At 29.8% G+C, this 13,519-nt stretch carries 12 protein-coding genes; 6 read left to right on the forward strand and 6 right to left on the reverse strand.

What is annotated here, in order from left to right:
• The first annotated feature begins 128 nt into the window (after positions 1-128).
• Complete coding sequence (locus Q0997_RS03635) at positions 129-746, forward strand: lipoprotein signal peptidase (protein ID WP_299884633.1); 618 nt, start codon at positions 129-131, stop codon at positions 744-746.
• 46 nt (positions 747-792) lie between these two features.
• On the opposite strand, the gene Q0997_RS03640 is transcribed toward Q0997_RS03635, so the two are convergent.
• From Q0997_RS03640 to rimK, 5 genes are all read right to left on the reverse strand, one after another.
• The gene (locus tag Q0997_RS03640) at positions 793-1,206 is read right to left on the reverse strand and encodes a response regulator (protein ID WP_299884635.1); all 414 of its coding nucleotides are present in this window, start codon (positions 1,204-1,206) and stop codon (positions 793-795) included.
• A gap of 24 nt (positions 1,207-1,230) precedes the next feature.
• Positions 1,231-2,676, reverse strand: coding sequence for an ATP-binding protein (locus Q0997_RS03645; protein ID WP_299884638.1), 1,446 nt, complete (start codon positions 2,674-2,676; stop codon positions 1,231-1,233).
• A 93-nt stretch (positions 2,677-2,769) separates the two neighbouring features.
• Complete coding sequence (locus Q0997_RS03650) at positions 2,770-3,333, reverse strand: 5-formyltetrahydrofolate cyclo-ligase (protein ID WP_299884640.1); 564 nt, start codon at positions 3,331-3,333, stop codon at positions 2,770-2,772.
• Between the two features lie 11 nt (positions 3,334-3,344).
• The gene (locus Q0997_RS03655) at positions 3,345-4,316 is read right to left on the reverse strand and encodes a succinylglutamate desuccinylase/aspartoacylase family protein (protein ID WP_299884643.1); all 972 of its coding nucleotides are present in this window, start codon (positions 4,314-4,316) and stop codon (positions 3,345-3,347) included.
• Positions 4,317-5,192: a 30S ribosomal protein S6--L-glutamate ligase gene (gene rimK / locus Q0997_RS03660; protein WP_299884646.1), complete on the reverse strand. Its 876-nt coding sequence runs from the start codon at positions 5,190-5,192 to the stop codon at positions 4,317-4,319. It abuts the gene before it with no gap.
• Positions 5,193-5,276: 84 nt separating this feature from the next.
• Here rimK and uvrC point away from each other — a divergent pair, with 84 nt between their 5' ends.
• Both uvrC and Q0997_RS03670 read left to right on the forward strand, forming a co-directional pair.
• Positions 5,277-7,079, forward strand: a complete 1,803-nt coding sequence (gene uvrC, locus Q0997_RS03665) for an excinuclease ABC subunit UvrC (protein WP_299884649.1) — start codon at positions 5,277-5,279, stop codon at positions 7,077-7,079.
• Positions 7,080-9,329: a patatin-like phospholipase family protein gene (locus tag Q0997_RS03670; RefSeq protein WP_299884651.1), complete on the forward strand. Its 2,250-nt coding sequence runs from the start codon at positions 7,080-7,082 to the stop codon at positions 9,327-9,329.
• Positions 9,330-9,362: 33 nt separating this feature from the next.
• Here Q0997_RS03670 and Q0997_RS03675 read toward each other — a convergent pair whose 3' ends face one another.
• Positions 9,363-10,391, reverse strand: coding sequence for a hypothetical protein (locus tag Q0997_RS03675; protein ID WP_299884653.1), 1,029 nt, complete (start codon positions 10,389-10,391; stop codon positions 9,363-9,365).
• A 39-nt stretch (positions 10,392-10,430) separates the two neighbouring features.
• On the opposite strand from Q0997_RS03675, the gene Q0997_RS03680 reads away from it, so the two are divergent.
• The 3 genes from Q0997_RS03680 to hppD all read left to right on the forward strand — a co-directional run bounded on the left by Q0997_RS03680 (position 10,431) and on the right by hppD (position 13,432).
• Positions 10,431-10,787, forward strand: coding sequence for a hypothetical protein (locus Q0997_RS03680; RefSeq protein ID WP_299884656.1), 357 nt, complete (start codon positions 10,431-10,433; stop codon positions 10,785-10,787).
• 227 nt (positions 10,788-11,014) lie between these two features.
• Positions 11,015-12,175 (forward strand): homogentisate 1,2-dioxygenase, encoded by a 1,161-nt coding sequence (locus Q0997_RS03685; RefSeq protein ID WP_299884658.1) that lies wholly within the window; start codon positions 11,015-11,017, stop codon positions 12,173-12,175.
• A 93-nt stretch (positions 12,176-12,268) separates the two neighbouring features.
• Entirely contained in the window at positions 12,269-13,432 is a 1,164-nt protein-coding gene (gene hppD, locus Q0997_RS03690; RefSeq protein ID WP_299884661.1) for a 4-hydroxyphenylpyruvate dioxygenase, read from the forward strand.
• Positions 13,433-13,519: the final 87 nt, after the last annotated feature.

The raw sequence follows: 13,519 nt of genomic DNA on the forward strand, positions 1-13,519 counted from the left end.
AAAAAATAACAAACGCTTCAATTTTTATTGAAGCGTTTGTTATTTTCAAATATATTAAACAACTTTTGTATTTGTTTTAGCGTTATTTAAACTGAAAAATAATTCTATTTTTGTTTGAAATATATTCTATGTCTCTAAAAAAAGCGTCATTATTTATAATTGTTATTTTACTAATCGATCAGATTAGTAAAATTTATGTTAAAACTCATTTCCAGTTGCATGATTCTGTTACTGTTTTTAGTTGGTTTAAAATATACTTTGTTGAAAATGATGGCATGGCTTGGGGAACTAAACTAAGTGATATTATCCCATTTATAAGTGATAGAACAGCAAAGTTTAGTTTAACGCTTTTTAGAGTTATTGCCATTTTTGGTATAGGGTATTGGTTGGTGTCTTCAATTAAAAAAGAAGCCTCAAAAGTACTGGTTTTAGCTTTAGTGTTTATATTTTCTGGTGCTATGGGGAATATTATAGATTCAGTTTTTTATGGTATTTCATTTAGCGATAGTTATGGGCAAGTAGCCCAGTTTTTGCCTAAAGATGGTGGTTATGATAGTATGCTGTACGGTAATGTTGTAGACATGTTATACTTACCAATATGGCAAGGTAATTTGCCAGAATGGATGCCTTTTTATGGCGGTAAAAACTTTGTGTTTTTTGAGCCAGTTTTTAATATTGCAGATGTTGCAATAAGTATAGGCTTTGGGATTTTAATTTTCTTTAATAAGAAAGCGTTTCCTAAATAATAAGAAACGCTTAATGCTTATAATAGTAGATTATTGTGATTGTAGGTTATGCGGTTTTAGTAAAGATGCTTTCTAGTTCAGATATATTTACTGGTTTTATTAGATAGTCTTCCACACTTGATAATGATTTTGCACGATTAATATCTAATGGGTTTATAGAAGAGCTAACGACATATAGTGTAATTGCTTTATCTAACTTATTTTTAATTTTAGTAAAACGTTCTAAAAATTCCCATCCATCCATTACTGGCATATTTAAATCTAAGAAAATAATTTCAGGAATTTGTTCAGCTTCTAAATTTTGGAGTATAGCTTCAAAATATTCTATACTTTGTTTACCATCACTAAAAACTAGTAAATTTTCACAAAGCTTTTTAGTCTCAATTATTTTTTTAACTAGATTAACATATACGCTATCATCATCTATAATGCATGCTAGTTCAACAGTTGAAGTTTTCATATTATGGTTAGGGTAGATTGATTATTAGAATTGTATTTTAAATGTTGTTCCTTTGTTTACCTCACTTTCTACAAAAATTTGACCGCCTAAGGATTCAATTTGGTTTTTTGTGATAAATAATCCAATACCTACAGCATCTTTATTATAATGAAAGGTTTTATACATACCAAATAGTTTTTTTCCAAACTTATCCATGTCAATACCAATACCATTATCACTAACTTCAAGATACGTTTTTTTATCTTTTATATAAGTTTTAATTGATATTACAGGGTCGCGCTCTGGATGTTTATATTTAATTGCATTGGTTAACAAATTTAAAACAATACTTTCCATATATGCAGGAATATATGGTAAACATTTTACCTGAGAGAAATCTACATTTATAGTAGCATTACTTTCCCTTATAATTCTACTTATTGATTTTTTAACAGTAGCCATAGTCATTTCAAGACAAACTTCAACTCTGTTTTGATCTGTTTGGGTTTGGATTGTTACAACTTCATTTAAATGGCTTATAGTTGAATTTAAACTTTCAGAAATATCTTTAATACTAGTGATTAGTTCAAGTTTTTCTTCTATAGAATTTACATCATCAATAAGTTGAGTGATTAAAGATAAATTACTTGAATGAGATCTTAAATTATGAGATACTATATGCGCAAAATTAAAAAGCCTAGAGTTTTGCGAAGCAATAATATCAGATGTTTTTTGAAGCGTAATGGCTTTAGATTTTTCTTCGTCTATATCTTGGAATACGCCACGTATACCAATAATTTCATTGTCGTCATTGTATACAGCTTTACCAATAGCTTTTGCCCAAAACTCTCTACCTTTTGATGTTAGCATTTTAATTTCTGTATCAAAAGGATTGCCAGCCATTGCACATTTAAAAAAGCAATCTGCTGCTAATTGTTGATGGTCTTCCGCATAGTATTGAGAAGAGTCTTTTAAGGAAGGAGTATAATCTTCAGGATATTCTAAAATCTTTTTTGTTTGGTCATCCCAATAGCTTTTTTGCTTTTTAAAATCTACATACCAACTACCAGTGGAGGTCATTTCTGCGCTTTCTTGGTAGTAAAAATTGTCTTTTTTTACTTTTTTATTTGTTATATATTTTTTCTCATTAAAAAATATAACTTTTGAATCGCCGTGAACATTAACAGGTAGGTTATCATTGGTAATACAAATGAATTCTTTGTACTCTCCATTTTTACATTTAATAGATATTTCTTGTTTAAAGTCTAAATAGTGTCTTACTAAATTAAAAAAATTATCTCTAAAAGCATCTCTTTGATCTGGATGAATAAGATCATTTAGAAAATAATCTAGTTTAATTTCTACATCATCAGGGTTATAGCCTAACTTCTTTATAAAGGCAGCAGACCAGTTACTGGTATTGTCATATAGTTCCCAATAGCCAATATCTATATCGTTGATTACGTTTTTAAATAGTGTGTTCTTTATCATTCTGTAACAGCGGTAATTTGGGGTTTGAATTTCAAATATAATAAAAATTACATTTAAACGATAAAAAATTACATTTAATCGATGAAATGAAGTTTAGAACTTATAAATTTTGTATGGGGTAATACAGAGATCAAGAGCTATATCTGTAGGATAGACATCTTTAATCTCATTTTCAGGCTCATAAAAAGAAAGGCCGATTTTTAAGGTGCTAGAATTACAATTAGCTAGAAAATTATCGTAAAAGCCTTTTCCGTAACCTATTCGATTGCCTTTTTTATCGTATGCTAATAAAGGAACAAAGACAATATCTATTTTTGAGTCTTCTATAGGAATACCATCAACAGGTTCAGGGATATTATATTCATTCAGTTTTATTTTTACAGAGTCAGTAAGTAAAAAATTTTGCAGAGTAAAGGTTGTGAAATCACTTTTTGGAATTACAATGTTCTTGTCTTTTCCAGATAGAATATTTAATATATAATCTGTATTGATTTCTTTTTGCTTTTCAATAGAAAGAAAAAGATGATAAAAATTAAAGTTCCAAATATCTACTTGTAATAGTTGATTAGCAATAGCCATACTTAACGAATCAATATCTTCATTAGATAATGAATCACGAAGCATTTTGTATTTTTTTCGTAATTGAGCTTTTGTCATTTTTAAATTTATTAAGCCAATTTTGTTGAAATATGAAATAAAGCATCACCTTGATATACTATTGGTGATTCGTTTACATTTATGATAAAGCCATCATTACTTGCTTTTACAAAATGATTGAATTTGCCATAAGGATCGGTTATGTTTCCTATGGTTTGTCCTTTTTCTACCTTTTCATTAATAATAATAGAAGGTTTAAACATTCCAGAAAAGTTGGCTCGAATCCATTTACTTTCCGCTATAAAAACACATCTTTTTTTAGGCTCCGAAACATTAAATTTACTAGATAACATTCCATAATGATTAAGAATGCGTTTAGCACCATTAACACCTGTGTTAGTAACATTTTTATCTATATGAAAAGACTTTCCGCCTTCAAATAATAAAATGGGAATACCCATAGTATTACATGCGCTTCTAAACGTTTTTTTAGAGTTTTTAGAATAAAGAACAAAAGGTGCTCCAAAAATTTCGGCAGCAATATCAAAATCTTCATTGCCTTTTGCTATTCTAATTTGTGGAGCGTTAAAACGTAACGCGCCTCCAGTATGAAAGTCAAGAACAAAATCGGCATGAGGAACAACTTCGGTAATTAATTGATTTGCCACTCTACTGGCTAAAGAACCTCCTTTGCTTCCGGGAAATACACGATTTAAATCACGTCCATCTGGAAACTCTCGTTCCATATTGATGAAGCCAAAAATATTTAGCACTGGAATACAAATCGTAGTTCCTCTTTTGGGTTTGTTAATCCCTTTTGCTATAATCTGCCTTACAATTTCTACACCATTAACTTCGTCTCCATGAATACCAGCAGTAAATAGCATAGTAGGTCCAGGTTTTTTTGAACGTTCAATAATAACGGGAACGTCAACTGGTGTGTGAGTGTGTAGTTTTGCTAGATTAAAGCTTACTTCTTTGCTTTCGCCAAGTTTTATAGTTTCACCTAAAATATGTAAATCGTTTTTATTTTTTGTCAGCATTTATTTTTTGTTTTTTTCAATAAAACCAATAATACTTTTAGCAATATTGCGTCCTGTAGCACTTTCAATGCCTTCTAATCCTGGTGTAGAATTCACTTCTAATAATAATGGACCTCTTGCAGATTGTAACATATCTACTCCGCAAACAGGAAGCTTTAAAGCTTTGGCTGCATTTATAGCTACCTTTAATTCTTCGTGACTTAATTTGATAATATTGGCACTGCCACCACGATGTAGGTTTGAACGAAATTCACCTTCTAAACCTTGTCTTTTCATAGCGCCAACGACTTGCCCATCCACTATAAGCGCACGTATATCTGCTCCTTTAGCTTCTTTTATAAATTCTTGTACAATAACTCTAGCTTGAAGGCCGTTAAAAGCTTCTAAAACAGATTCTGCAGCACTTTTAGTTTCTGCTAAAACAACACCTAAACCTTGGGTGCCTTCTAATAATTTTATAATGACTGGAGCACCACCAACATGTTGAATAACTTCTCTTGCATCTCTAGAATAATTTGTAAATACAGTTTTTGGCATTCCAATGCCTGCTTTGCTCAAGCGTTGTAAGCTTTTTAGTTTATCGCGTGATCGTAAAATTGCATCAGAAGTAACGGTTGTGAAGACATTCATCATTTCAAATTGTCTAACTACAGCACAGCCATAAAAAGTTACAGAAGCACCAATTCTAGGAATAATAGCTTCAACATAATCTAAATAACGATCTTGGTAATAAATAGTAGGTTTTTCCTTTTCAATAATGATATCACATTTCAAAGGATCAATAACTTCAATTTTGTGTCCTCTTTTTTCGCCTTCCTCAACCAAACGATCTGTTGAGTATAAGTTTGCGTTTCTGGAAAGAATAACTATGTTCATTTGTGGTGTCTAGTTGTTTTTGCAATATAATAAATTAACCTAATGTATTTTTTCAATATTACTATTTAATATACCTTTGAAGTAATGAGTAAAACCGCTTTAGAGATACAACTAAAAACGCTACCAACATCTCCTGGTGTATACCAGTATTATGATGCCGAAGGGAATATTATTTATGTAGGTAAGGCAAAGAATTTAAAAAAACGAGTAACATCGTATTTTACCAAAAACCATGAGAATGGTAAAACCAGAGTTTTAGTTAGAAAAATTGTAGATGTTAAGCATATTGTAGTTGAAACAGAGAAAGACGCCTTATTATTAGAAAATAATCTTATTAAAAAATATAAACCAAGATATAATGTCTTATTAAAAGATGATAAATCATACCCTTGGATTTGTGTGAAAAAAGAACGTTTTCCTAGAGTGTTTTCTACACGACGAGTGATTAAGGATGGAAGCGAATATTTTGGTCCTTATACTAGTATGAAGACAGTAAAAACCTTACTGGATTTAATAAGAGGGTTATATTCTTTACGTAATTGTAACCATCAATTATCTCAAAAAAAAGTAGCAGAAGGTAAATTTAAAGTTTGTTTAGAGTATCATTTAGGTAATTGTAAAGGCGCGTGTGAAGGGCTAGAAACAGAGCAAAGTTATCATGAAAATGTAAGAGCAATTAGGGAGATTTTAAAAGGAAATTTTAAAGAATCTCTAGGCCAGTTTAAACAGCAAATGAAAGATTTGGCAGAAGCTATGCATTTTGAAGAAGCTCAAAAAATAAAAGAAAAAATTGAGGTTTTAGAAAACTATCAAGCAAAGTCTACTATAATTAATCCTAAGATTAGTAACGTAGATGTCTTTTCTATTGTTAGTGATGAAAGCTATGGTTATATCAATTTTCTTCAAATTTCTTATGGCTCAATTATTAGGTCACATACATTAGAAATAAAAAAGAAACTTGAAGAAACAGATAAAGAATTACTAGAGCTAGCTATTATAGAAATTAGGGCAAGGTTTAATTCAAACTCTAAAGAAATTTATGTGCCTTTTAAAGTAGATGTTGGCGATGATGTGAAAATTTCATTACCACAATTAGGAGATAAAAAGCATATTTTAGATTTATCTATTCGTAATGCAAAGTATTATAGGATGGAGCGATTTAAACAAGTGAAAATTACAGATCCAGATCGTCATGTGAAGCGAATTATGGCTCAAATGCAAAAGGATTTAAGATTAAGCGAAGAGCCAAGACATATTGAATGTTTTGATAATTCTAATATTCAGGGTACTAATCCAGTGGCAGCTTGCGTTGTTTTTAAAAATGGAAAACCAAGTAAAAAAGAATATAGACACTTTAATATTAAAACAGTTATTGGGCCTGATGATTTTGCTTCTATGGAAGAGGTCGTGTATAGACGGTATAAACGATTATTAGAGGAAGAAAAGCCTTTGCCGCAACTTATAATTATAGATGGAGGTAAGGGACAATTGTCTTCTGCCTTAAAAAGTTTAGATGCTTTAGAATTACGAGGAAAAATTGCAATCATCGGAATTGCAAAACGTTTGGAAGAATTATTTTACCCAAATGATCCAATTCCATTATATTTAGATAAAAAAAGCGAAACACTAAAAATTATTCAACAGTTAAGAAATGAGGCGCATCGATTTGGAATAGAACATCACAGAAATAAACGAAGCAAACAAGCGTTAAATACAGAAATGGAAACTATTCCTGGAATTGGTGAAAAAACTATTGTAGATTTATTAAAAGTATTTAAATCCGCAAAACGAATAGCCAATGCTAAATTAGATGAATTAGAGAATGTTGTTGGTGTTTCTAGAGCAGAAAAAATATATAGCTATTATCATAAAAACGAAACCGATTAAATGAGATTATTTATAATCGTAATTTTACTATTATTAACTATAAATATTAATGTTTATGGTCAAGAAATAAAAAAGAAAGAGCCTAGGGTTGGCTTAGTATTAAGTGGTGGTGGAGCAAAGGGATTAGCTCATGTTGGGGTATTAAAAGTAATAGATAGTTTAGGGATTAGGGTAGACTATATTGCAGGAACAAGTATGGGTGCTATTGTAGGTTCTTTATATGCTTCAGGGTATTCTGGTAAAGAACTAGATTCAATTTTTAGAGTTGTAGATTTTGATAAAATTCTTAACGATGATATTCCAAGAGCGGCAAAAACATTTTATGAAAGAGAGAATAGTGAAAAATACGCTGTAATACTTCCGTTTAATAATTTTGAAGTTAAATTGCCTTCAGCATTATCTCGAGGGCAAAACACTTTTAACTTGTTGTCTAAATTAACCATGCATGTTAATGAAGTAGAAGATTTTAGTAAACTTCCTATTCCGTTTTTCTGTATAGCTACAGATATTGAACATGGTCAGCCTGTACTATTAGATAAAGGAAACTTAGCACAAGCAGTAAAAGCTAGTGGCGCATTTCCTTCTTTATTTCAACCGGTTTTAATAGATGATCAATTATTAATAGATGGTGGAGTTACAAATAATTATCCTTTAGATGAGCTTAAAGCAAAGGGAATGGATATTATTATAGGAGTAGATGTGCAAGATGGATTATCTAATAGATTGGACTTGTCTTCAGCTCCAGAAATTTTATTTCAAATTAATAATTTTCGTACTATAAATGACATGAAAATTAAAGCTCCAAAAACAGATATTTATATTAAGCCGGATATTACAAAATTTAATGTCGTTTCTTTTGATTATGCTAAAGAAATTGTTGAGAATGGAGTAATAGCTGCTAAATTAAAAACATATGAATTACAAGAATTGGCAAAAAGACAAATTTTAAAAAAACCTAAATTTAAAAGCCATGAAGTTCCAGATAGTTTACAAATACTCGATATAAATATAAAAGGACTAAATAATTATACTAGGTCTTATGTTATAGGGAAATTAAAGTTAAGACCAGGTCAAAAAATAAGTTATAATAAGTTTATTAGTGGGACAAATAATTTAGTTGCAACCAATAACTTTGATAGTTTTACATATAAGTTACAGCCAGCAACTAAAGAAGGAGTTAGAGGTTATAATATTAATGCTGAAGTTAGAGAAACAAAAAAGACAACATCATTAAAATTTGGTTTGCATTACGATGGTTTATATAAAAGCGCGTTATTAGCTAATATTACAAAAAAACAATTCCTATTTAAAAGTGATATTATGTCTCTAGATTTAATAGCAGGAGATAATGTAAGATATAATTTTGAATACTATGTAGATAAAGGAATTTATTGGAGTTACGGTTTAAAGTCAAGATATAATGAATTTGAAACAGATGTGGCAGCTTCAATATTATTATCACCAGAACAATTGGAGAGTGCAGGAGTAAATAAATTAGGTGTTAAAGTATCAGATTTAACTAATAAAGTATTTGTGCAAACACAATATAAAAATGATTTGTCATTAATATTTGGATTAGAACATAAACGCTATAAAATTACTACTGAAACAGTGTTGTCTTCTAGTGATCAAAATAAAACAATATTTGATAAAAGTGATTATTTAAGTGCTTACGGGAATTTAAAATATGATTCATTTGATAATAAACACTACCCTAAAGAGGGATTTTATTTTAATAGTGATTTTCATCTTTATTTATACTCTTCAGACTTTAATAACAATTTTAAAGAATTTTCGGTGATACAGGCAGAATTAGGATATGCCTATAGTTTTTCATCAAAATTTAGTAGTAATATTTTATTAGAAGCTGGAACTTCAATTAATGAAAGAGACGATATGCCTTTCAATTTTGTCTTAGGAGGTTATGGAAATAACTTTATTAATAACTTTAAATCTTTTTATGGTTTAGATTACTTATCTGTGTCTTCAAATAGTTTCTTAAAAGCGACAATAAATTTAGATTTTGAGCTTTTTAAAAAGCAACATATTTTGGCTTCTGCAAATTATGCAAATGCGAAAAATAATTTATTTAGTTCAGAAGATATAGATTGGTTTTCATTACCAGATTATTCTGGTTATGCATTAGGTTATGGGGTAGAAACTTTTTTTGGCCCTGTGGAGGCAAGATACTCTTACTCTCCAGAATCTAAACAAAGCTATTGGTTCTTTAATCTTGGGTTTTGGTTTTAGCAGAAACTTTATTAAAAGAATTAATATATTGACTTACAGTTTGTAACTCAGTTTTAACATTGCAATTCTAGGGAGAATAAAAGTTCTGCTATCACTAACTAAAAAAGAATTAAAAGAGTTTTTCTGTTTAAATCTCACATTAAATAAATTAGTAGCATTTATCTCAAAACCCCAAGGGCTATCTTCTTTTTGATAGAATAAAGAGGTGTTAGCCGTATCAAAAGTATTATTGATGTTTTGGTTTTTATTATTGTAATTATCAAAAGTATAATCAGCTTTAAAGATAAAATCCTTTAAGAAATCATATTCTAAATTAATTTCTAAACGATCATTTTCAAATTTATTGATTGTGTTTTGAGTCTTGTAATTATTAAAATCTTTAGTGTAGTTTATTTCAATATTTGGTAAATTTTTAAACAAGGTTTCTAAACCAATAGTGGAAGTTATAGATTTTGAAATATTAAGGTTTACGTCATCATTTAATAACTGAAAGTAATCATTATAAGTGAATCTACTACTTAGTTTATAACGTATTTTATTAATTTTTTTTGTTAGTCTACTACTAATGCTAAAGTTTTGTTCTGGCTGGTCAAAACCTATAGGTGTGTTAAACGATTTTATACCATTAAGTTCTGTAGTAGTTTTAATTGTTTCTATACGTTTATTATAACTAGTGTTAATATTAAAATTTATACCTCTAAATAAACTAAACTTATAGTAGCCTAAAGAGGCTGTGTGATATAATTGGTTCTCTAATTGATTATTGCCTCTATAAACACTATTAAAACTAGAGAGCACAAAATTATTTGCCAATTGATTAGCGCCAGAAAAACGTGCATTTAATCGATATCTAAAATTTAGTTTCTCACTATTATTAAACTCAATCTTAGTGGTGAATTGTGGAAGAATTAAAGTTTTAGAAAACGTTTCGGCGTTATTAAATTGTTGTGTACGCCACAAATATCCATGATAAAACAATGCAGGTTTAAAGCTAGTAATACCAATTTGAAACTTATACTCTAAACCTAAAAAATGTAAAGTAAAGATAAATAAGTATTTCATAAAGTTATTTTATTAAATTAGCGTAACTATATTTAAACTATGCGAATTTTCATATTTTTTTCTTTTTTTTTAATACTCAATTGTGATAAAAGCGTAAAGAATAATTTCCCAGAAGGAGTGTGGTTTCATGCTTATGAATTAAGTTCAGAAGATTTACCAAATGGAGCTTTAATATATAGAAGTACAACTTATTTTGAAATGCCTCCTGCGAGATATAGGCATTTCTTTAAATTTATAAATGATAAAAGCTGTGAAACTATTGAGTTAGCAGTAAATGATAGGCATAAAACCATAGTTGTTCCGTGTAACATAAGTAAAAATGTATTACAATTAAATAGTATATATTATAAAATATTGAGTCATACTAAAAAAGAAATAATTCTATTAAAAAAGTAGAGTCATAACTTTTTTCGGAATTATTAATAAAAGTTTCATAGATAGTGCAAATAGTTTTTGGTTTTAAAACCATTTCTGTAACTGCAAAAAAATCACGATATTTGTATTGTAATGAAATATTATTGGCAAGACATATTAACCTTCTTAAAATTTCTTATTAAAAGAAATCCTGAATGATTCTAAATAATTGATAGTTAATCTATTGTGTAATTATAAAATGAATTATTATGCCATTATATCATAAATTAGGAAATATTCCACCCAAAAGACACACTCAATTTAGAAAAAAAGATGGGTCTTTATATTACGAGCAATTATTTGGAACCATTGGTTTTGATGGTATGAGTACAAACTCGTATCATGAACAACGACCAACGCAAGTAAAACAAATTAAAAAACAATATAGTGTTGCTCCAAAAATTGCAAAGAAAAATCATATACAGTCTTATCGTTTTAGAGGCTTTCAAGTAAAACCAGAAAATGATTATTTAGAAAGCAGAAAGGCCGTTTTAACAAATACAGATTGTACTATTATTTTAGCAGCGCCAAAACAATCTACTAAAGATTATTTTTATAAAAACAGTGATGCAGATGAGTTAATCTTTGTCCACAAGGGCTCGGGGAAACTAAGAACGCATTTAGGTAACCTTGATTTTAAATATGGTGACTATTTATTAATTCCTCGTGGAATTATATATAAAATAGATTTTGATACTGAAGATAATCGACTTTTTATAGTCGAATCTAGAAGACCAATTTATACGCCAAAACGTTATCGCAATTGGTTTGGCCAATTATTAGAGCATTCTCCATTTTGTGAGCGTGATATTCGCAGACCATACGAATTAGAGACAAATAATGAGTCTGGTGAGTTTTTAATGAAAATAAAAAAACAAGATGAAATCTTTGACATGGTCTATGCCTCACACCCTTTTGATGTTGTAGGTTATGATGGATATAACTATCCTTATGCATTTTCAATCCATGATTTCGAACCTATAACAGGTAGAGTTCATCAACCACCACCAGTACATCAAACTTTTGAAACTGATGCTTTTGTAGTTTGTAGTTTTGTACCTCGTTTATACGATTATCATCCGCAAAGTATTCCAGCTCCTTATAATCATAGTAATATAGATAGTGATGAGGTTTTGTACTATGTTGATGGCGATTTTATGAGTAGAAATGATATTGATCAAGGTCATATTTCATTGCATCCAGCAGGCATTCCACATGGACCACATCCTGGAGCTACAGAGAGAAGTATTGGTCACACAGAAACTGAAGAATTGGCTGTTATGGTGGATACTTTTAAGCCGCTAATGGTAACTGAAGAAGCTATGAAAATTGCTGATGAAGATTACTATAAATCATGGTTAGAGCATTAACCTAAAATATATTATTTCTGATAGAAACAGGAATCCATTTAATTATTAAAAATCGTATTCCAAATAGACATGGAATATCAAAATATATTACTCATGAGTAAAAAAGAAGTAAAATCAGTAAACTACGGTTTAGAAAAAATATTTGAAGAGGCACAAGATTTTTTGCCATTATTAGGAACAGATTATGTAGAATTTTATGTAGGTAATGCAAAACAATCTGCACACTTTTATAAAACAGCATTTGGTTTTCAGTCTTATGCCTATAGAGGATTAGAAACAGGATCTAAAGATTCTGTTAGTTATGTTTTAAAACAAGATAAAATACGTTTGGTTTTAACAACCCCGTTAAATAGCCAATCTAAAATAAACGATCATATAGTAAAACATGGAGATGGAGTTAAGGTTGTTGCTTTATGGGTTGATGATGCAAGAAAATCATATGAGGAAACCACTAAACGAGGTGCTAAATCCTATATGGAACCAGTTGTTGAAAAGGATGAGTTTGGTGAAGTTGTAAGAGCTGGAATATATACTTATGGAGAAACAGTACATATGTTTGTTGAGCGTAAGAACTATAATGGGGCATTTATGCCAGGCTTTGTAGAATGGAAAAGTGACTATAATCCAGAGCCAGTAGGCTTAAAATATATCGATCACATGGTTGGAAATGTTGGTTGGGGTCAAATGAATACATGGGTTAAATGGTACGAAGATGTTATGGGCTTTGTTAACTTTTTATCTTTTGACGATAAGCAAATCCATACTGAATATTCAGCGCTAATGAGTAAAGTGATGAGTAATGGTAATGGACGTATAAAATTCCCAATTAATGAGCCAGCAAAAGCTGCCAAAAAATCTCAAATAGAAGAGTATTTGGATTTTTACGAAGATTCTGGAGTACAACATATTGCTGTTGCAACAGATGATATCATTAAAACTGTAGCACAGTTAAAAGCTAGAGGTGTTGAGTTTTTGCCGCCGCCGCCGCAGGCATATTATGATGATATACCTAGACGATTAGGAGTGCATATGGATATGATGAAAGAAGATATTAAAGAGCTTCAAAAACTATCTATTTTAGTAGATGCAGATGAAGAAGGCTATTTACTTCAAATTTTCACTAAACCTGTAGAAGATAGACCAACATTATTTTTTGAAATTATTCAAAGAATGGGAGCTCAAGGTTTTGGAGCAGGGAATTTTAAAGCATTGTTTGAGTCTATTGAAAGAGAACAGGCAAAAAGAGGTACTTTGTAAATCTTAAGTTAAATAATCACTAAAAACACTACGAATAAGCTTTGTGGTGTTTTTTTGTTTTATATTTTTGGAATAGTAATTGTAATC

The sequence above is a fragment of the uncultured Lacinutrix sp. genome (assembly GCF_947500325.1).
GTDB lineage: Bacteria > Bacteroidota > Bacteroidia > Flavobacteriales > Flavobacteriaceae > Lacinutrix.